Source organism: Isoptericola sp. MSGPD8_1_ISO-PGPR-S23-394 (assembly GCF_058072785.1).
In genome coordinates this window covers 3,174,285-3,194,057 of sequence record NZ_CM176517.1, presented here as the reverse complement: position 1 = coordinate 3,194,057, position 19,773 = coordinate 3,174,285, and the positions used below count along the sequence as shown (strand labels likewise).

18 protein-coding genes are annotated in these 19,773 nt (G+C 73.2%); 7 read left to right on the top strand and 11 right to left on the bottom strand.

The annotated features are described in order from the left end of the window. The 3 genes from AC3RJ8_RS14665 to AC3RJ8_RS14655 all read left to right on the top strand — a co-directional run bounded on the left by AC3RJ8_RS14665 (position 1) and on the right by AC3RJ8_RS14655 (position 4,683). Complete coding sequence (locus AC3RJ8_RS14665) at positions 1-1,020, top strand: alpha/beta hydrolase (protein WP_489713297.1); 1,020 nt, start codon at positions 1-3, stop codon at positions 1,018-1,020. Between the two features lie 100 nt (positions 1,021-1,120). After that, positions 1,121-3,175 (top strand): bifunctional aldolase/short-chain dehydrogenase, encoded by a 2,055-nt coding sequence (locus AC3RJ8_RS14660; protein ID WP_489713296.1) that lies wholly within the window; start codon positions 1,121-1,123, stop codon positions 3,173-3,175. Then, positions 3,172-4,683, top strand: coding sequence for a rhamnulokinase (locus tag AC3RJ8_RS14655; protein ID WP_489713295.1), 1,512 nt, complete (start codon positions 3,172-3,174; stop codon positions 4,681-4,683). Before AC3RJ8_RS14660 ends, AC3RJ8_RS14655 begins: the two co-directional genes overlap by 4 nt. 129 nt (positions 4,684-4,812) lie before the next feature. On the opposite strand, the gene AC3RJ8_RS14650 is transcribed toward AC3RJ8_RS14655, so the two are convergent. The 6 genes from AC3RJ8_RS14650 to AC3RJ8_RS14625 form a co-directional block, all read right to left on the bottom strand. After that, positions 4,813-6,303: a family 43 glycosylhydrolase gene (locus AC3RJ8_RS14650; protein WP_489713294.1), complete on the bottom strand. Its 1,491-nt coding sequence runs from the start codon at positions 6,301-6,303 to the stop codon at positions 4,813-4,815. A 114-nt stretch (positions 6,304-6,417) separates the two neighbouring features. Beyond that, positions 6,418-6,870 carry an ATP-binding protein gene (locus tag AC3RJ8_RS14645; RefSeq protein ID WP_489713293.1) on the bottom strand — a complete coding sequence of 151 codons (453 nt, stop codon included), beginning with the start codon at positions 6,868-6,870 and terminating at the stop codon, positions 6,418-6,420. A 152-nt stretch (positions 6,871-7,022) separates the two neighbouring features. Continuing rightward, positions 7,023-7,808 (bottom strand): ABC transporter ATP-binding protein, encoded by a 786-nt coding sequence (locus tag AC3RJ8_RS14640; protein ID WP_489713292.1) that lies wholly within the window; start codon positions 7,806-7,808, stop codon positions 7,023-7,025. Between the two features lie 165 nt (positions 7,809-7,973). Continuing rightward, the gene (locus tag AC3RJ8_RS14635; protein ID WP_489713291.1) at positions 7,974-8,861 is read right to left on the bottom strand and encodes a sugar phosphate isomerase/epimerase family protein; all 888 of its coding nucleotides are present in this window, start codon (positions 8,859-8,861) and stop codon (positions 7,974-7,976) included. Beyond that, a complete protein-coding gene (locus AC3RJ8_RS14630) occupies positions 8,858-10,081 on the bottom strand; it encodes a dihydrodipicolinate synthase family protein (RefSeq protein ID WP_489715649.1) in 1,224 nt (407 codons plus the stop codon). The genes AC3RJ8_RS14635 and AC3RJ8_RS14630 overlap by 4 nt, the downstream gene beginning before the upstream one ends. 53 nt (positions 10,082-10,134) lie before the next feature. Beyond that, a complete protein-coding gene (locus AC3RJ8_RS14625; protein WP_489715648.1) occupies positions 10,135-11,271 on the bottom strand; it encodes a Gfo/Idh/MocA family protein in 1,137 nt (378 codons plus the stop codon). A gap of 195 nt (positions 11,272-11,466) precedes the next feature. Here AC3RJ8_RS14625 and AC3RJ8_RS14620 point away from each other — a divergent pair, with 195 nt between their 5' ends. Beyond that, positions 11,467-12,489 carry a LacI family DNA-binding transcriptional regulator gene (locus AC3RJ8_RS14620; RefSeq protein WP_489713290.1) on the top strand — a complete coding sequence of 341 codons (1,023 nt, stop codon included), beginning with the start codon at positions 11,467-11,469 and terminating at the stop codon, positions 12,487-12,489. Between the two features lie 28 nt (positions 12,490-12,517). Here AC3RJ8_RS14620 and AC3RJ8_RS14615 read toward each other — a convergent pair whose 3' ends face one another. Both AC3RJ8_RS14615 and AC3RJ8_RS14610 read right to left on the bottom strand, forming a co-directional pair. Then, positions 12,518-13,720 carry a glycosyltransferase gene (locus AC3RJ8_RS14615; protein WP_489713289.1) on the bottom strand — a complete coding sequence of 401 codons (1,203 nt, stop codon included), beginning with the start codon at positions 13,718-13,720 and terminating at the stop codon, positions 12,518-12,520. 94 nt (positions 13,721-13,814) lie between these two features. Then, positions 13,815-14,468: a uridine kinase family protein gene (locus AC3RJ8_RS14610; protein WP_489713288.1), complete on the bottom strand. Its 654-nt coding sequence runs from the start codon at positions 14,466-14,468 to the stop codon at positions 13,815-13,817. Between the two features lie 154 nt (positions 14,469-14,622). Between AC3RJ8_RS14610 and AC3RJ8_RS14605 the strand changes: the two genes are divergently transcribed. After that, positions 14,623-14,877: a hypothetical protein gene (locus AC3RJ8_RS14605; RefSeq protein WP_489713287.1), complete on the top strand. Its 255-nt coding sequence runs from the start codon at positions 14,623-14,625 to the stop codon at positions 14,875-14,877. Beyond that, positions 14,874-15,779: an endo-1,4-beta-xylanase gene (locus AC3RJ8_RS14600; protein WP_489713286.1), complete on the top strand. Its 906-nt coding sequence runs from the start codon at positions 14,874-14,876 to the stop codon at positions 15,777-15,779. Before AC3RJ8_RS14605 ends, AC3RJ8_RS14600 begins: the two co-directional genes overlap by 4 nt. A 91-nt stretch (positions 15,780-15,870) precedes the next feature. Here AC3RJ8_RS14600 and AC3RJ8_RS14595 read toward each other — a convergent pair whose 3' ends face one another. From AC3RJ8_RS14595 to AC3RJ8_RS14585, 3 genes are read right to left on the bottom strand one after another with little or no spacing between them, the layout of a single operon-like run. Then, positions 15,871-16,599, bottom strand: a complete 729-nt coding sequence (locus AC3RJ8_RS14595) for a LutC/YkgG family protein (protein WP_489713285.1) — start codon at positions 16,597-16,599, stop codon at positions 15,871-15,873. Further along, the gene (locus AC3RJ8_RS14590) at positions 16,596-18,167 is read right to left on the bottom strand and encodes a LutB/LldF family L-lactate oxidation iron-sulfur protein (RefSeq protein WP_489713284.1); all 1,572 of its coding nucleotides are present in this window, start codon (positions 18,165-18,167) and stop codon (positions 16,596-16,598) included. The genes AC3RJ8_RS14595 and AC3RJ8_RS14590 overlap by 4 nt, the downstream gene beginning before the upstream one ends. After that, positions 18,164-18,955: a (Fe-S)-binding protein gene (locus tag AC3RJ8_RS14585; RefSeq protein ID WP_489713283.1), complete on the bottom strand. Its 792-nt coding sequence runs from the start codon at positions 18,953-18,955 to the stop codon at positions 18,164-18,166. The genes AC3RJ8_RS14590 and AC3RJ8_RS14585 overlap by 4 nt, the downstream gene beginning before the upstream one ends. Before the next feature lie 106 nt (positions 18,956-19,061). Here AC3RJ8_RS14585 and AC3RJ8_RS14580 point away from each other — a divergent pair, with 106 nt between their 5' ends. Further along, entirely contained in the window at positions 19,062-19,769 is a 708-nt protein-coding gene (locus tag AC3RJ8_RS14580) for a FadR/GntR family transcriptional regulator (protein WP_489713282.1), read from the top strand. Positions 19,770-19,773: the final 4 nt, after the last annotated feature.

Below are 19,773 nucleotides of genomic sequence, written 5' to 3'. Positions count from 1 at the left end.
ATGACCAGGACGACGACGGCGAGCGCGGCACCGGCAGGCACCGCGGCGGCAGGAGTGGTCGCCGCGGACCGCGTGCTCGACGGGCCGCACGGGGACCTGCGGGTCCGCGTCTACCTGCCCGCCGAGGGTGCGACACCGACTGCCGGGCTCGTCTGGGCGCACGGCGGCGGGTTCATGCACGGTGACCTCGACATGCCCGAGGCCGACCTGGTGGCACGCACCATGGCCGCGCACGGCGTCGTCGTCGTGAGCGTCGACTACGCGCTGTGCCCCGAGATCGACGGGGACGACCCCGAGGCGTCCGTCGAGACCGGCGGCGTGCGGTTCCCCGTCGCGCACGACGAGGTGACCTTCGCGTTCCGGTGGGCTGTCGGCACCGGGCTCGGCGCACCTGCCGGGTCCTGGGCGCTCGGCGGCGCCAGTGCGGGCGGCAACCTCGCGGCCGGGGCGTCGCTGCGCTTGCGGGACGACGCAGCGCGGTCCGACGCCGGATCGCACCCGGCCGGGGGCGACGGCGGGACGTCCGTGCCGCCGTCGGGCCGCGGAGCGATGACGCCGGGCAGCGCGGCGCAACGTACACCGTGCAGCGTGGTCCTCGCGTACCCGGTGGTGCATGACGGGCTGCCCACCCCACGGCCGGAGCTCGCCGGCAAGATCGCCGCCCTGCCTGCCGGACGGGACTTCCCGCCACCGGTGGTGCGGGCGATGAACGACAACTACCTGGGCCACCGACGCGGGTCCGAGTCGCCGTACGCGTTCCCCGGCGGGGCGGACCTGCGCGGGCTGCCGCCCACGCTGATCGTCAACTCCGACCACGACGCCCTGCGCTCCTCCGGCGAGGCGTTCGCCGCCGAGCTCGCCGCGTCCGGCACCGACGTCTACCTCGTCCGCGAGGACGGGACGTTCCACGGACACCTCAACCAGCCCGACGACCCGGGGTGCGCGCGGAGCCTGGCGCGCATCGCCACCTGGCTCACCGCTGACGGACTGGTCGGCACCACCCACGAGCCGCCGCCGTGACCTCCGCCTGACCGATCTGCCGACATCGGCAGATCGGGCAAGCGGCCGACGGCTGGCCCCCTGACCTGACCACCCTCGATCACCTCGCACGGAGCACCTGATGACGAACGAGACCGTGACCTCCCTTGTCGAGCGTTCCAACCGGCTCGGCGCCGACCCGAAGAACACCAACTACGCCGGGGGCAACACCTCCGCCAAGGGCACCGAGACCGACCCGGTGACCGGCCAGGACGTCGAGCTGCTGTGGGTGAAGGGCTCGGGCGGCGACCTGGGCACCCTCACCGAGAAGGGCCTGGCGGTGCTGCGGCTGGACCGCATGCGGGCGCTGGTGGACGTCTACCCGGGCGTCGAGCGCGAGGACGAGATGGTCGCCGCGTTCGACTACTGCCTGCACGGCAAGGGCGGCGCCGCCCCCAGCATCGACACCGCCATGCACGGGCTCGTCGACGCGAAGCACGTCGACCACCTGCACCCGGACTCCGGCATCGCGATCGCCACCGCCGTCGACGGCCCGGAGCTCACGCAGAAGATCTTCGGCGGCAAGGTCGTGTGGGTGCCGTGGCGCCGGCCCGGCTTCCAGCTCGGACTCGACATCGCGAAGATCAAGGCGGAGAACCCCGACGCGATCGGCACCGTCCTCGGCGGGCACGGCATCACCGCCTGGGGCGACACGGCCGAGGAGGCCGAGGCGAGCTCGCTGTGGATCATCGACACCGCCGCGGCGTACATCGCCGAGCACGGCGCGCCCGAGCCCTTCGGCCCGGCCCTCGACGGCTACGGCGCCCTGCCCGCGGACGAGCGCCGGGCCAAGGCGGCCGCGCTCGCCCCGCACCTGCGCGCGATCGCCTCCCAGGACAAGCCGCAGGTCGGCCACTTCACCGACTCCGACGTCGTGCTGGACTTCCTCGCCAGCGCGCGGCACGCGGAGCTGGCCGCGTTGGGCACCTCCTGCCCGGACCACTTCCTGCGCACCAAGGTCAAGCCGTTGGTGATCGACCTGCCCGCCACCGCGAGCGTCGAGGAGATCGTCGAGCGCCTGCCGGAGCTGCACGAGGCCTACCGCGCCGACTACACGGCTTACTACGAGCGCGGCGCCGCCGAGGCTCGCGCGAAAGGTGAGGAGCCGCCGGCGATCCGCGGCGCCGACCCGCTCATCGTCCTCGTGCCGGGCGTGGGCATGTTCTCCTACGGCGCGGACAAGCAGACCGCCCGCGTGGCCGGAGAATTCTACGTCAACGCCATCAACGTGATGCGCGGCGCCGAGGCCCTCTCCACCTATGCGCCGATCGACGAGTCCGAGAAGTTCCGGATCGAGTACTGGGCGCTGGAGGAGGCCAAACTGCAGCGCAAGCCGAAGCCGAAGCCGCTCGCGACCCGCATCGCGTTCGTCACCGGCGCCGCGTCCGGCATCGGCAAGGCCATCGCCGAGCGGCTCGCCGCCGAGGGCGCCTGCGTCGTCGTCGCGGACCTCGACCTGGAGAAGGCCCAGGGGGTGGCGAGCGAGATCGGTAGCACCGACGTCGCGATCGGCGTGGCGGCGAACGTCGCCGACGAGGCCGCCGTCCAGGCCGCCCTGAACGAGGCCGTCCTCGCGTTCGGCGGCGTCGACATCGTGGTGAACAACGCCGGGCTGTCGCTGTCCAAGTCGCTGTTCGAGACCACCGAGGCCGACTGGGACCTGCAGCACGACGTCATGGCCAAGGGCTCGTTCCTCGTGGCGAAGAACGCCGCGCGCATCCTGGTGGACCAGCAGCTCGGCGGCGACGTCATCTACATCTCGTCCAAGAACTCGGTGTTCGCCGGGCCGAACAACATCGCGTACTCCGCGACCAAGGCGGACCAGGCCCACCAGGTGCGCCTGCTCGCCGCCGAGCTCGGCGAGCACGGCATCAAGGTCAACGGCATCAACCCCGACGGCGTCGTCCGCGGGTCCGGCATCTTCGCCTCCGGCTGGGGCGCCAACCGGGCGAGGACCTACGGGATCGAGGAGGAGGACCTGGGCAAGTTCTACGCCCAGCGCACCCTGCTCAAGCGCGAGGTGCTGCCGGAGAACATCGCCAACGCGGCGTTCGCCCTGTGCACGGCCGACTTCTCGCACACCACCGGCCTGCACGTCCCGGTCGACGCGGGTGTGGCGCAGGCGTTCCTGCGATGAGCGCGGGCGCCACGGCTCCGGGGGCCGACGGCGGCACGCGCGGCAACGGGTTCGTCGCCGTCGACCTCGGGGCCACCAGCGGACGGGTGATGCTCGGCATCGTGTCGGGGACGTCGGGCGACGAGCACGTCGACCTCACCGAGGTGGCACGGTTCGCCAACGGGCCGGTCGAGGTCCCCGGCGGCGCGGGCACCGCGCTGCACTGGGACGTCCTGCACCTGTGGCAGGGGATCCTGGACGGCCTGCGGGCCGCCGGCGCCCTCGCCCGGGAGCGGGGGGTGGATCTCGCCGGGATCGGCATCGACTCGTGGGCGGTGGACTACGGGTCCGTGGCCGCCGACGGGACGCTGCTCGGCAACCCCCGCCACCACCGCGACCCGCGCCTGACCGGTGTCGCCGAGGAGGTCCTCGACCGGCTGGGCGACACCGAGCACTACGCCGTCAACGGCCTGCAGACGCTGCCGTTCAACACCGAGTTCCAGCTCGTGGCCGGCCTGCACGACGCCGTGTGGCCCCTGGTCGACTCGATCCGGCTGGTCCCGGACCTGCTCGGCTCCTGGCTCACCGGTGTGAACGTCGCGGAGGTCACCAACGCCTCGACGACCGGCCTGCTGGACGCGACCACCCGTCGGTGGTCCGCTCCGGTGGTCGAGGCGCTGCAGGCGGAGTACCCCGAGCTGGGCGACCTGCGCTCCCGGCTGGCCGACCTCGTCGAACCAGGCGCCGTCGTCGGGCACCTCACCGAGGCCGTGCAGGCCGCGACCGGCCTCGGCGCGGTACCGGTGATCGCCGTAGGGTCGCACGACACGGCCTCGGCCGTCGTCGGGGTGCCGGCCGAGGACGACCGGTTCGCCTACATCTCCTCGGGGACCTGGTCCCTGGTCGGCGTCGAGCTCGACTCACCGGTCCTGACCGAGGAGAGCCGCCGGGCGAACGTCACCAACGAGCTCGGCGTCGACGGCACCGTCCGGTACCTCAAGAACGTCATGGGCCTGTGGGTGCTGTCCGAGACCCTGCGCACCTGGCGGGAGGCCGGCACGGAGGTGGCGCTCGCGGACGCCCTGCAGGCCGCGAGGGACGCCGCACCCGGGCGCACCGTCGTCGACGTCGACGCCCCCGCGTTCCTCCCGCCGGGGGACATGCCCGCGCGGATCGCCGACGCCGCCCGGGCGTCCGGCCAGCCGGTTCCCCAGGGCGTGGGCCCGGTGGTGCGGTGCATCCTCGACTCCCTCGCCGCCGCCTACCGCCGGGTGCTCGGCGAGGTGACGCGCCTGTCCGGGCGCGAGGTCGACGTCGTCCACGTCGTCGGTGGCGGGTCGCAGAACGAGCTGCTGTGCCGCCTCACGGCCGAGGCGACCGGACTGCCGGTCGTCGCCGGACCCGTGGAGGGAGCCGCGCTCGGCAACGTCGTCGTCCAGGCGCGGGCCGCCGGGACGCTCGAGGGCGACCTGACCGCGCTGCGCGCCGTCGTGCGGCGGTCGTCCCGCCTGCGCCGCTACGAGCCCTGACGGAAGGCGATGCACGAGAGGTGGCGGGCCGGAGACCTGCGCGCGGTCGTCGAACGGGAAGCGCAGGGCGCCCAGCGCCCGTGAGCGCGACCGCGCGCAGGTCTCCGGCCCGCCACCTCGGATCCGGCCCTACTCGCCCGAGGGCGGGGTCAGTGCCTGCCCCGACGGGACAGGCGCACCGAAGACCGGCCAGCCGTTCGCGTCGTAGGTGACCTTCTGGACGCGGGTCTGGCGGGTGTCACCGCACCCCTGGGACGCTGAGGTGTTGCCGTGGTAGACGATCCAGTCCTCGGTGCCGTCGGGGCTCTTGAAGAACCCGTTGTGCCCGGGGCCGTAGACGCCGTTGCCCTGCTGCATCGCGGGCACCGGCGACTTGGTCCAGTGGCCCGGGTTCATCGGGTCCGAGCCGGTCAGCTCGAGCAGCCCGATCGTGTAGTCCGGTGTGTTGCACGACGACGCCGAGTACGACACGAACGTCCGGCCGCCGTGCTTCAGGACGGCGGCGCCCTCGTTGACACGTGCGCTCCGGGTCTCCCAGGCGTGGGTCGGCGTGGAGATCGTGGCGGGCTGACCGACGGTGGTCCAGGGGTTGCTCATCTCGACGATGCGGTTCGTCTGGTCGGGTCCGATCCATTCCGAGAACAGCATGAAGAGCCGGCCGCCGTGCTCCAGGTACGAGCTGTCGATGTTCCACCGGTTCGGCATCGGGGTACCCATGAACTCGTAGGGACCCATCGGGGTGTCGCTCTGCGAGCGCAGCACGTGGATCTTCTGACCGTCGAAGTTCGTCTGCGAGTTGCCGGACGTGTACGTGAGGTACCAGGTGCCGTCGATGCGGTGGAACTCCGGCGCCCAGTGGCTGCAGCAGCGTGACGAGACGCCGGCGTCGTCCCACACGACCTGGTCGGGCGCCGTCGCCAGGCCGGCGAGTGTGGCGGCCCGTCGCATGATCACCGTGGAGTCCCACGTGGTGGTGGACAGGTAGTAGTAGCCGTCCCAGTACTGCAGCCAGGGGTCCGCCCCGTCGGTGCGGATCGGGTTGGACAGCGTGGTGCTGTCGCTCCCGACGGGACGCAGGTGCCACCTCTGCACGGCCGCCCCGTTGTCGGTGTGCTGCGAGACCCGGGCGCCGGGTTCCGTGGCGAAGTCGTAGAGGTCGAGCGCCTTGCCGGAGAACCGGTTGAGGAAGGTCACGGTGCCGTCGGAGTTCTCGCGGACCTGCCACTGCTGGTTCTCGGCGTCGAGGTCGTCCCACTGGACGATGTCGGCGCCGTTGTCGGCGTTCCACTCGAAGACGTCGAGCACCATGCCCGAGTGCCGGGCCTGGAGGCGGTACCAGCCGTCGCCGGATTCGAGGAACCGGAACTGCTGGCCCTCGCCGTCCCAGCGGTCCCACTGCTGGAGCGGTGCGCCGGCCTCGGTGGAGATGTCGGTGATGTCGAGCACGAGCCCGGAGTGCGCGGACTCGATCACGTACCACTGGTCGGTGTCGACGGCGGCGTGGGCTGCCGTCTGCGGCAGGGCGACGAGCCCGAGGGCGACGAGCACGGCTGTCGCGAGCCCGGCGACCCAGGCTCGCGCACGGCGGTCCGGCTTCTCGTGCCGGTGGGGTGCGGTCATCTTCTTCCGTCCTTCACATCGTTGTACAGGAGCAGGCCCCGCGACGACGTCGTCAGGGGGGTCGGCGCCATGTTAACGCTCACACGATGGCGGTGGAAGGGCGACGACCTGCGGTTACGTGGCGTCGTCGACGGTGGGCCGCGGCACCATCGCGAACCGTGCCCACACGTGCTTCGCGCCGTCGGGCGTGCGGTACCAGCCGACGTCGTCCGCGACCTTCATGGTGAGCTGGAGGCCGAAACCGCCGGCACCGATCGCACGGTCGAGCGACAGCACGGGCGGCTGGTTGGGGGAACGGTCCATCACCGACACGGTGACCGCACCGCCGTCGCGGACCACGTCGAGCCGGGCGGGTCCTCCGGCGTGCTCCAACGCGTTGGCGGTCAGCTCGCTGGCGACCAGCACGATGTTCTGCCACGGAGACCGGTCCGGGTCGTCGGGCGACGCCACGGACGTGCTCAGCGCGTCCCCCAGGAGCGATCGGACGGTGGCCAGCTCGTCCACCCGCGTCACGGTCCAGCTGTCGATGAGGGTGGTCGGCATCGACCGCACGGCGTCCTCGGTCATGGGATCACCTGGGCGGTGCCGCCGTCTGGGATGAGCATCTCTACTCCTCGTCGTGGGCCGCCTCGGCGCCGGTCCGCGACGACACTACCTCCGTCCTGTGACAGGTGCCCGTCGTGGCGACGTGCCGTCCGCGGCGGCCCTCGCGAGGTCGGTCAGCGGAAGCGCTGGACCGCCTGAGGCGCGGCCTCGGCGAGCTCACGGACCGCCGGGTGCGTCGCCTCGGCGAGCACCGTCGACAGCGGTCCCGAGGCGACGAACGTCCCGTTGGCCAGCACGTGCACCGTCGGGCAGAGCCGCTCGACGAGCTCGAGGTCGTGCGTGACCAGCAGCACCGCCGTGCCGAGCGCGGCGGTGGCCTCGCCGAGGCGGCGGACGACCTCCCCGCGCATAGCCGGGTCGACGGCGGTCAGCGGCTCGTCCAGGAGCAGCGCGTCTGGCCGGGTCGCCAGCGCCACGGCGAGCGCGACACGCTGCTTCTCACCTCCCGAGAGGGTTCCGACCTGCCGGGGGGCGAAGCGAGGCTCGAGCGCGACGTCGTCGAGCAGCCCGGCGACGGTGCGGCCGCTCGGGCGTCCGGCTCGACGGGCGTCGGTCAGGGCCTTGGCGACCACCCGGTCGACGGTCGAGCGGGGGTCGACGTCGGGGATCCCCTCCTGCGCGACCCGGCGCACCTGCGTGCGGAACGCCTTCTTGTCCCGCAGCCCGACCCGGGCGACGGCGCGGCCGTTCCAGGTGGCGCGGCCGCGCGTAGGCTTCACCAGGCCGGTGAGGGCCCGCACGATCGTCGACTTGCCGGCCCCGGAGGGTCCGACGATCCCGACCGGGGTGTCGCCGGTGACGAGCGCGAGGTCGATGCCGTGCACGACGTCGGCGCCCCCGTAGCCGGCGGCGAGCCCGTCGGCGCGCAGGATCGGGGTGCTGTCGGCGTGCGAGCTCATGGGGGACCTTCGGGGCTGCGGACGGATGGTGGCCCGCCGACGGAAAGGGTGTCGGCGGGCCACAGGGTACGACGAACGGCGCCCGGCCCGAGTTCCCCCGGCGCTATGGGTAGGGAATCGACGACTCTTCACGGAGCGAAGTCGTCGATTCCCTACCCACAGCGATCAGAGGTGGGGCGCGACGTGCTCCGCGTAGCGCCTGGCCACGGTCCGGGCGGTCTCGGCGGGTGCCGCCGCCCAGATCTCCTCGTTGAAGATCTCGGTCTCCACGTCGCCGGTGTACCCGGCGTCGCGGACCCACTCCGAGATGGTCGCGAAGTCGATGTAGCCGTCGCCGACGTGGCCGCGCGAGTTCAGCGCCGTCGTCGCGAACGGCAGGTTCCAGTCGCACACCTGGTAGCCGGCGATCCGGCCCTCGCGGCCGGCCCGCCGAATCGACTCCTGCAGCGCCGGGTCCCACCACACGTGGTACGTGTCCACGACGACGCCCACGGTGCGTGCGTCGAACGGTGCGGCAAGGTCCAGCGCCTGCCCGAGCGTCGAGACGACGGCCCGGTCCGCGGCGAACATCGGGTGCAGCGGCTCCAGCACGATGCGGACACCGTGCTTCTCGGCGATCGGCGCCAGGTCCGCCAGCCGGTCCGCGACCCGGCGGCGGGTCGCGACCAGGTCCCGGTCGGTCCCGGGCGCCGGAGCCGTCTCGGGCGCCGACCCGGGCAGCCCACCGACGACGAACACGAGCTCGGACGTGCCGACCTCGGCCGCTTCGATCAGCGCCCGCTCGTTGTCGGCCACCGCCTCGCGGATGCCCTCCGACGACGTCGCGGTGAGGAACCCGCCGCGGCACAGCGAGGAGACGCGCAGCCCGGTGTCCTCGACGATCTTGCGTGCGGTCTGCGCCCCGGCCTCCTGCACCTGGTGGCGCCACAGCCCGACGGCGCCCATCCCGGCCGCTGCCGCCGCGTCGACGGCCTCGGTCAGCGAGGCGTGCTTGACCGTCGCCGTGTTGAGCGAGCAGCGGCTCAGGTCGGTCCTGGTGCTCCCCGTGCTCATGCGTCGGCCCCGTTCACGGTCAGCAGCGCCTGCAGGCGGGCGGCGGCGGTCTCGGGCGCCAGCAGCATCCCGCAGTCGTCGGCGAGCCGGGCGAGCTCGACGAGGTGCGCCAGCGAGCGCCCGGAGTGCAGGCCCCCCACGAGCTGGAAGCCGGGCTGGAACCCGTTCAGCCAGCTGAGGAACGCCACGCCGGTCTTGTAGTAGTAGGTGGGCGCGGAGAAGATGTGCCGCCCCAGCTTCTCGGTCGAGGCGAGGATGGCGTGCCCTCTCGCCGCGCCGTCGTCATCGCCGTCGAGCCCGGCGTCGAACGCCTGCAGCGCCGTCGACGCCGCGGGGTAGACGGCCGCGAAGATGCCGAGCAGGGCGTCGGAGTGCCCCTGCTCGTCCCCCGTGATGAGCTCGGGGTAGTTGAAGTCGTCGCCGGTGTAGAGCCGTACGGGCGAACCCTCCAGCGCGGCCAGCGACCGGCGCAGCCCGATCTCGTGCTGGGCGTCCAGCAGGGAGACCTTGACGCCGTCGACCTTGTCCTGGTGGGCCTTGATGAGATCGAGGAACGTGGCCGTCGCCGTGTCCACGCTGTCCGAGCCCCAGTAGCCGGCCAGGGCCGGGTCGAACATGGTGCCCAACCAGTGCAGGACCACCGGCTGGTCCGCCTCGGCGAGCACGGCGTCGTAGACGCGGGCGTAGTCGTCGGCCGAGCGGGCGACCCTGGCCAGAGCCCGGGAGGCCATGACGATGACCTGGGCCCCGGACTCCTGAACCACGCGCACCTGCTCGCGGTAGGCGTCGGTGATGGCGTCGAGCGCTGCGGGGTCGCCGGGCTCCATCGCGGCCACGAGGGCCGGGTCGAGCTGGTCGGTCCCGGCGCCGCAGGCGATGGCTCCACCCACGGAGGCGGCCTCGGCGGCGGAGCGGCGGACCAGCTCCTGCGTCGCGGCCCAGTCGAGCCCCATGCCGCGCTGGGCGGTGTCCATGGCGTCGGCGACACCGAGGCCGGAGGCCCAGATGTCGTGCCGGTAGGCCAGCGTCGAGTCCCAGTCGACGACGGCGGGAGCGCCGGGCACGTTCTCGGCCCCGACCTGCGGGACCACGTGCGCCGCCGCGAACGCGACGCGGGACCGGATCGGGCCGGCGGGACGCTGCCACGGGCCCGGCGCGTTGAGCTCCCGCACCTCGGTGCCGACGAGGCGACCGCCGTCGTCGAACCGCGGCAGCCGCAGCGTGACGCCGGAGCCGGTGAGGACTGGCGCGCCGGGGACGACGGTCACGGCGCTCACAGCGAGATCTCCGGCACGTCGAGGCGGCGGCCCTCGGCCGAGGACTGCAGGCCCAGCTCGGCGAGCTGGACGCCGCGCGCGGCCGAGAGCAGGTCGAAGCGGTGCTCGCGCCCGGCGACGACGTCGCGCAGGAACTCCTCCCACTGCAGCTTGAACCCGTTGTCGAGGTCCGTGTTCGCGGGGACGTCCTGCCACTGCTCGCGGAACGGCTCGGTGGCGGGCAGGTCGGGGTTCCACACCGGCTTGGGGGTGTGGGCGCGCTGCTGGGCGACGCACTGGCGCAGGCCGGCGACGGCGGAGCCGTGCGTGCCGTCGATCTGGAACTCGACGAGCTCGTCGCGGTGCACGCGCACCGCCCAGGAGGAGTTGATCTGCGCCACGACCGGGTCGCCGCCGGGCGTCTCGATCTCGAAGATGCCGTACGCGGCGTCGTCGGCGGTGGCGTCGTACTGCTTGCCCTGCTCGTCCCAGCGGGTGGGGATGTGCGTGACGGTCTGGGCGTTGACGGTCTTCACCGAGCCGAGGATGCCCTCGAGGACGTAGTTCCAGTGGCAGAACATGTCCGTGGTCATGCCGCCGCCGTCCTCCTTGCGGTAGTTCCACGAGGGGCGCTGGGCGGGCTGGACGTCGCCCTCGAAGACCCAGTAGCCGAACTCGCCGCGCAACGACAGGATGCGGCCGAAGAAGCCCTCGTCGACGAGGCGGCGGAGCTTGACCAGGCCGGGCAGGTAGAGCTTGTCGTGCACGACGCCGGCGGTCACGCCGGTCTCCTCGCGCAGCTTCGCGAGGTCGATCGCCTCGGTGAGGGTCTCCGCCGTCGGCTTCTCGGTGTAGACGTGCTTGCCGGCCCGCATGGCCTTGGCCAGGGTGGCGGCGCGCAGGTTGGTCATCGCGGCGTCGAAGACGATATCGGTGTCGTCGGCGTGGATCATGCCGTCGAGGTCGGTCGTGTACTCGGCGATGTCGTGCTGTGCGGCGAGCTCGCGGAGCTTCCCGGAGTTGCGGCCGACGAGGATCGGCTCGACCTGCACGCGGGAGCCGTCGGGGAGCTCGACGCCGCCCTGCTCGCGGATCGGCAGGATGGAGCGCAGCAGGTGCTGGCGGTAGCCCATGCGTCCGGTCACGCCGTTCATGGCGATGCGCAGGGTGCGGGTGGTGCTCACTCGGGACTCCTTCGTCGGGGGCCGTGCTCGTCGGGTGCTCGCGCTCCGGATGGAATGCGCTTTCCGATCTCACGGTAAGGTGTCGGGGGCGGCGCGTCAAGCAGCCGTCACCCGGCAGCAGGGATCGGTCCTCGCGCCGGGGTCGTAGCGGACGAGGAGGTGCCCGTGGCCCGAGCACGGCTGCAGGACGTCGCGAACCATGCCGGGGTCTCCCTGGCGACCGCCTCGCGGGTCCTCAACGGGTCCTCGCGGCAGCCGGGGCCCGAGCTCGTCGAGCGGGTACGTTCGGCCGCCGCGGACCTCGGCTACGTGGTCAACGCCCAGGCCCAGGCGCTGGCGCGGTCACGCACCGGGCTGCTCGGGCTCGTCGTCCAGGACATCTCCGACCCGTACTTCTCCTCCATCGCCGCCGGCGCCCAGGCCGCGGCCCGCGAGCACGGCCGCATGGTCCTCCTCGCCTCCACCGAACGGGACCCCGACGCCGAGCGAGACGCCGTCGCAGCCTTCGCCGCGCACCGCGTCGACGCCATCGTCGTCGCCGGGACCCGATGGTCGCCCGAGGAGGACGCTCCCGTCGCGGCCGAGCTCGACACGTTCGAGGCCGGCGGGGGGCGTGCCGTCGTCGTCGGGCAGCCGCTCGGGCCGGCGCGCGTCGTGCGCCCGCCGAACGCGGCCGGTGCCGCCGACCTGGCCGCGGCCCTGCACGGGCAGGGGCACCGCCGGTTCGTGCTGCTCAGCGCGCCCGACCGTGTCGTCACCGCCCAGGAGCGGGCCGGAGCGTTCGCCGACGCCGTCGCCGCCGGCGGGGGCGAGGTGCTCGAGGTCATCGAGCAGCAGTTCTCCCGCGACGGCGGCTACGCGGCCGGGGGCCGCGTCGCCGAGATCGCCCGCGAGTCGGCCGCGGCCGGGCTCGACGCGCCCTGCGTGTTCGCCGTCACCGACGTCATGGCCATCGGCCTCATCGCGCGCCTGCGGGACCTGGGCGTCGTCGTCCCCGACGACGTCCGGGTCGCCGGGTTCGACGACATCCCCACGTTGCGCGACCACGTGCCCTCGGTCACCACCGTCTCCATCCCGCTGGAGGAGATGGGGCGGCTGGCGGTCGCCGCGGCCGTGGCGGAGGAAGGGTCCGAGGTGAGTGCCGCCGTCGGGCACGAGGTCGTGCTGCGGGAGTCGACGGCGCGCTGACGCGTCGCCGGCGGCCGCGACCGGTTGCTCAGGCCGCGACGCGCAGCCCCGTGCCTCGGACGGCCTGCTCGAGCACCCGCGCGTAGCCGGACAGCATCCGCACGTGGCTGAACCGCTGCCGGGCTGCCGTCAGCGCACCGCGCAGCTCGCCGCGGCGGGCCGCCGCCTCGATCCACGTCCCGGCGATCTCGGCCGCGTCGAACCCGGTCACGAACCCGATGCCGGCCACGAGCCGGGCACTGTCGCCCACGGGCGTCGTCACGGGGACCGCGCCGCACATGGCGCCCTCGATGAGGCACAGGGGAGCGGCCTCCCCGTACGCCGAGGTGAGCGACACGACGTCGGCCATCGCGTAGACGTGCTCCATGTCGCGCCGCACGCCGAGCGGGTGCACGCGCGCCAACAGGTCCGGCCGGTCGGCGAAGGCCTCGTCGAGGTCGGCGACGAGCCCCGGGTTGTCGAGCGTCATCCCCGCGCCGCACATCATGACGTGGCCGTGGTCGTCGCGCTCGAGGAACTGCCGGGCCGCCGCCAGGAACAGGCGGGGGTTCTTCATGGCGTCGTAGCGTGCCGCATAGGCGACCAGCGTGGCGTCGGACGGGATGCCCGCCGCCCCGCGCAGGGCCATGCGGCGCACGCGGCGCAACGGATGGAACCGGGTGAGGTCGATGCCGTTGGGCACCACGCGCAGCAGGTGCTCCGGGACGCCGGCGGCGGCGTAGGCGTCGCGCGTGGACTCCGCGCAGCACACGGCGGCGGCGAGCACGCCGCTCGCGGCGGTGGCGAGCAGGTCGTCGAGGGCCGCGCCGGAGTGCTCCGGGTCGGACCGGTGCAGGCAGGCGACGACGGGCCGCTGCGGGAAGCCCGCCTGGTGGGCCAGCCGCAGCGGCTGCTCCTTGAGCGACATCACGACGTCGACCCCGGTGACCTCGCGGGCCACGACCTCCATCTCCGCCGCGGTGAAGCGGCGCGGGTCGTGGTCGTCGTCGGTGGAGCGACCCAGCGTGGCGACCCGGACCCCGGCGGCGCGCAGGTTCCGAAAGCGAGGGTCGTCCTCGAGGCGTTGCAGCATGGTCTCGCGGCGGACCGCGCTGTACAGGCTGAGCGCCGAGTGCTGCTGGTGACCGTGGGCGTGCAGCCCCGCGACCACCGTGGAGTGCAGGACCCGGGCGCCGCCGGAGAAGAAGCCCTCGTAGAGGGACAGGACACGCATCGAACTGTGCTCGAGCACGGCGACCACCTCCTGGATCCAGGGTGGGGCCGGGTGATGTGGTGCGGGTGACCTGCGTGTTACGTCTTCATGACGCTTTCGGGGGGGGGGGGCATCAGGCGGTCGCGCGGATCTCCCGCTCGGCCTGCGCCGGGGAGAGGGGGCGGCACCCGAGCTCCGTCCAGCGGCGCACCGTCGCGGGCTCCGCGCGCAACAGTCCCCAGCCGCGGCGCAGCAGGGTGGGCAGCGGCTTGCGCGCCTCGGCCACGTCGCGCAGGAGCCGGAACCAGAAGGTGACGAGGCGCGGGCGGGCCAGGCAGATGGCGTCGGCGAGCAGCCCCTCGGCCCGGCACGCCGCGACGAGCTCGGCCGCGAAGACGCCTTCCGCGAGGATCAACGGCTCCCCGCCTGTCTCGACCACGGCGGTCCCCGTCCGCCGCGAGGTGGGGATGTCGTAGACCGGTACCTCCGCGCGGCCCGAGGTGGCGAGCGTGCGCAGCGCGTCCAGCGCCCCGTCGCGGTCCCAGCTGGCGGGGTCGTCCCAGTCGACGATCTTGTAGGCGCGCGGCATCCCCGGGTGGTCGGCGTCGTGGTAGAAGTCGTCGAGCATCACCACGGGCAGGCCCAGGCGACGGGTGAGCGCGGACTTGCCGCTGCCCGACGGCCCGGTGAGCAGCACGACCCGTGCTGCGGGGCGGCGTGCCTCGGGCGGGACGTCGAAGAGCGCGTCGGACGCCGCTGGGGGCGCGGGCAGGTCGCTGTCGGTCACGGGATCCCATTGTGCGGGTTCCGCCGCCCCACGGCGACCACCACCCGGGCGGCCCCGAGCCGGTCTGCCCTGGCGAAACCGTTGTCGACAACGACATCGTCGAGTCCGGTCCGACGGCCCGTGAACCGCCGGGCCCCGACCGGAAGGAACAACGATGTCCCATTCCCCGAGCACGAAGCGTCTGATCGCCGTCGCGGCGTCGGCGGTCACCGCTCTGGCCCTGACCGTCCCCGCGGCCCAGGCCGGCCCACCGGAGCCCACCCTGCGCTCCGAGGCGCCCCGTGACCTCAAGATCGGCAGTGCCGTCTGGGGTCAGCGCGACCTTCTCGACCACGACCGGAAGAACCTCACCGAGTTCCAGCGCATCCTCGCCGCGGAGTTCGACTCGCGGACCCCGAGAACGACATGAAGTGGGCCGAGCTCCACCCCGAGCCGGACGTCTACGACTTCTCCGGTGCGGACGCCGTCGTGGACTTCGCCCGGTCCCACCGTCAGGAGGTCCGCGGGCACACCCAACTCTGGCACAGCCAGAACCCGGAGTGGGTGGCCGAGGCGAGCGAGACCTGGACCTGCGCGGAGGCGCGGGACGTCCTCGAGGACCACGTCCGCACCGTCGTCGGCCGCTACGCCGGCGAGATCTACGAGTGGGACGTGGCCAACGAGATCATCCAGGACGACTGGGACGCGGGCGGTGTGCAGCTCCGCACCGAGGCCAACCCCTTCCTCAAGGCCTGCTCGGAGGACCCGGTGGACCTCCTCGGCGACGTCTTCCGGTGGGCGCACGAGGCCGACCCCGAGGCGGTGCTCTTCCTCAACGACTACAACGCCGAGGGCGTCAACGCCAAGACCGACGCCTACTACGAGCTGGCCCAGGAGCTGCTCGCCGACGGCGCGCCGCTGCACGGTTTCGGAGCCCAGGGTCACCTGAGCCTCCAGTACGGCTTCGACGAGTCCATGCAGGCGAACTTCGAGCGGTTCGCGGACCTCGGGCTGCAGGTGGCGGTCACCGAGGCCGACGTCCGGATGCCGCTCGGCGAGGACGGAGAGCCCACCGAGGAGCAGATCGCCCTGCAGGCCGAGAGGTACGACAAGATGCTGCAGGCCTGCCTGAACGTCGCCAGCTGCTCGAGCTTCACCGTCTGGGGCTTCGACGACGGCCGGTCCTGGGTCCCGGACGTGTTCCCCGAGGGGTACGCGACGATCATGACCGAGGACTTCGTGAAAAAGCCGGCGTACGACGCACTCCTCGACGGTCGCGCCGACGCCGCTCCGGGCAGGTCCCCGCGCACCCCGCCGGGGCTCAACCGGTAGCCATCCTCCGCTGTGGGTGCACGACGCGCCGTCGGGCCGATCGGCCCGACGGCGCGTCGTGCACCCACAGGGTCTCGGGTGGGGAGGTTGGTCAGGCGACGAGGAGCACGTGCAGGGTCCGCGGGCCGTGCACGCCCTCGACCCGGTCCAGCTCGATGTCGCTCGTGGCGCTCGGCCCGGAGATCCAGGTCTGCGGGCGCTCGGGGTGCGCGGCGAGGATCCGCACCGCCTCGGGGATCGTCTCCACCACCTGGTCGGCCCGCACCACGCACATGTGCACGTCCGGCACCAGCGAGATCGCGCGCCGCCCCTGGTCGGGCTCGCCGTCGAGCACGATCGTGCCCGTCTCCGAGCACGCGACGCGCGCGGCCGTCAGCACGGCGTCGACCTCGTCCAGCTCGAGCGCGCTCAGCGGCGCGTCGTGGGCGTCCCGGTGGACGACGACGTCGCCCGGCAGCGCTGCGAGCCATGCGTCGTCGAGCCCGTCCGGGACGACGACGGACGCTCCCGCCGAGTTGTCAGGCTCTCGTGGCGGTTGGTCCGCACCAGGTTCTGGCAGCTCGGTCAGGAGCCGGGCGATCGTGGCGGGCAGCTCGTCGGCGCTCACCTCGTGCACGTGGGCCTGGTAGTCGACCAGCCGGTCGACGAGCTGTTCGACGACGACGGCGGACCCCGGGGAGTGCTCCCCGGCCGACCGGTACTCGCGGGGCACGTCGACGGCCGCGTGAGCGGTGCCCACGGCACCGGCCGCCGTCGTCCCGACGCCCTGCTGCCCGAGCGCGGCCCGGACCCGGTTCAGCACGTCCTCGCGCGCGTTCATCGCTCGCCCCCGTCCTTCTCGTGCTCGGCCATCCACTGCCGGAACGTCTCGGCCGGGGGAGCGGGCAGGTCTCGCGACCGGGTCCAGGCGGACACCGGCGGCGGGGCCTTCGAGATCACCCCGTCGCGTCCGCCCAGGCCGTGCCCGAGCGTGGCCGCGCGGCCCGCGAGCCCGAACCGGCCGCCGTCGGACATCACCCAGGACGCCGCCTTCATGGCGGCCTTCCAGGGGTCGACCTTGTGCTTGCCGCGGTCAGCGTCCACCTCGCGGGCACGCAGGTCCACGAGGATCGAGGGGATGTCGATCTTCACCGGGCACACGTCGTAGCAGGCGCCGCACAGCGTCGAGGCGTACGGCAGCGAGGCGTTGACGTCGTCGGCGCCGGAGACCCCTCCCGAGGCCGCGGTGAGCTGCGGCGTGAGGATCGCGCCGATCGGGCCGGGGTAGACCGAGCCGTAGGCGTGCCCGCCCACCCGCTCGTACACCGGGCACACGTTGAGGCAGGCCGAGCAGCGGATGCAGTGCAGCGCGGCGCGCCCGACCTCGTCGGCGAGCACGTCGGTGCGGCCGTTGTCGAGCAGCACGAGGTGGAACTCCTGCGGGCCGTCCCCGGGCGTGACGCCCGTCCACAGCGAGGTGTACGGGTTCATCCGCTCGCCGGTCGAGGACCGGGGGAGCAGCTGGAGGAAGACCTCGAGGTCGGTGTAGGTGGGGATCAGCTTCTCGATGCCCATCACCGTGACGAGGGTCTCGGGCAGCGTCAGGCACATGCGCCCGTTGCCCTCGGACTCCACCACGGCGAGCGTCCCGGTGTCCGCGACACCGAAGTTCGCACCCGACACCGCGACCTTGGCGGAGAGGAACTTGCGTCGCAGGTGGGCGCGGGCTGCCATGGCCAGCTCGCGGGGCACGCCGGACAGGTCCTGCGGGACGTCGCCCATCCGGGCGAGGAAGATCTCGCGGATCTCGGCACGGTTCCGGTGGATCGCGGGCACGAGGATGTGGGACGGCATGTCGTCGGCGAGCTGCACGATGAGCTCGGCCAGGTCGGTCTCGATCGCCGCGATGCCCTCGTCGGCCAGGTGCTCGTTGAGCCCGATCTCCTGGGTGGCCATCGACTTGACCTTGACGACCTCGTCGGCGCCCTTGGCCCGGGCGATCTCGGTGACGATGCGATTCGCCTCGGCCGCGTCGCGGGCCCAGTGCACGACGCCGCCGCGCGCGACCACGTTCTCCTCCAGCTCCGCCAGCAGGTCCGGCAGGTTCGCCATGACCTGCTCCTTGACCGCGGAGCCGGTGTCACGCAGAGCCTCCCAGTCGGGGACCTCGCCGACGACGGCGGCCCGCTTGGCGCGGATCGTGCGGGTCGCGTGGCCGAGGTTCTGGCGGAGCTGGTCGTTCTGCAGCGTCTGCCTCGCCGCGGCGGGGAACGCGTCCCCCCAGCGCAGCGGCTCGTCGGGGTGGGGGACGGGGCCGAACGGCTCGTCGGCGCTCGCCGGCGAGGTGCCGCGGGGCGTGCCGTCGGACGGGTGCCGCCGCAGGCGCGGCAGGCCGAGGAACGTGCTCATCGGGCCACCTCCACCGAGCGGGTCGCCGGCACCGCCGTGGGTTCGTCCCGCGTCGAGGCGAGGATCTCCGCGAGGTGCAACGTGCCGACGCCCGCCCGCTGGCGGGACAGCCCGCCGCCGATGTGCATGAGGCAGGAGTAGTCGCCCGCGGTGAGGACCTCGGCCTCGGTGGTGCGGACGTTCGCCGTCTTGTCGGCGAGCATCGCGGCCGACGTGTCCGCGTTCTTCAGGGCGAAGGTCCCCCCGAACCCGCAGCAGGAGTCCGCCTCGGGGAGCTCGACGAGGTCGATGTCCGTCACGGCGCGCAGCAGCCGCACGGGCCGGTCGCCGACGCGCAGCATGCGCAGCGAGTGGCACGTGGGGTGGTACGTGACGCGGTGGGGGAACCAGGCGCCGACGTCCGTGAGCCCGAGGACGTCGACGAGCAGCTCGGAGAGCTCGTAGGTCTTCGCGCTCACGGCCTCGGCGGTGGTGGCGAGGTCGTCGAGGCCGGCGCGGCGGCAGACCATCGCCTGCTGGTGGCGGATCGACCCGGTGCACGAGCCCGAGGGGACGACGACGGCGTCCCACTCGCCGTCGGCCACCGGGGCGAACGTCTCGACGTGGTTGCGCACGACCGGTACGGCCTCGTCCAGGTAGCCGGTGTTGACGTGCATCTGGCCGCAGCACGCCTGCGCGCGGGGGAAGACGACGTCGTGCCCGAGGCGTTCGAGCAGGCGGACGGTGGCGCGCGGTGCGCCGGGGAACATGGTGTCCGCGATGCAGGTCGCGGCGAGGGCGATGCGCACGTCCGACTCCTTCGGCGGGGCTGCTGGGGGCTGATCCGCGGTGTGGTCCGACCACTGTAGCCCACCGGCGAGGGTGTGGTCAGACCATGTTGGCTAGGATCAGGCCGTGCGTACCCACGAGATGGTCCTCGCCCGGATCGAGTCCGACCTGGCCGCGGGTCGTTGGGCCCTCGGCGAGCGGCTGCCCGCCGAGCGCGCGCTCGCCGAGGAGCTCGGCGTCTCCCGCCCGTCCGTCCGCGAGGCCATCCGCATCCTCGAGGCGATGGGCATCATCCGCACCGCCGTCGGGTCCGGACCCGACGCCGGCGCCACCGTCATCGACCGCCCGGCCGCCGGGCTGGGCGCGGCCGTCCGCCTGCACGTCGCCTCCGGGACGCTGCCCGTGCACGACGTCGTGGCGACACGCGTCGCGCTGGAGACCTGGGCCGTGCGGGAGGCGGCGCAGGCTCCGCCTCCCGACGACGCTGCCGGGCGCGAGGCCGAGGCCGATCGGCTCGTGCGCGAGATGTCGATGCCCGGGCTGGCGGTCGACGCGTTCGTCCGGCTCGACCAGGACTTCCACCTGGCCCTCGCGCGACGAGCGGGCAACCAGCTCGTCGAGGCGATCCTCGCCGGGCTGCGCAGCGCCGTGCACGACTACGTGGCGCGCGGGGTCGACGCGTTGCCGTCGTGGCCGGACACCGCACGCCGGCTCTGTGCCGAGCACCAGCAGATCCTGGACGCCGTGACCGCCGGCGACGCGGACCGCGCCGAGCGGGCCGTGCGCGACCACATCGTCGGCTTCTCCCGCGAGGCGGGGCTCGCCGGCGGCTGAGCGA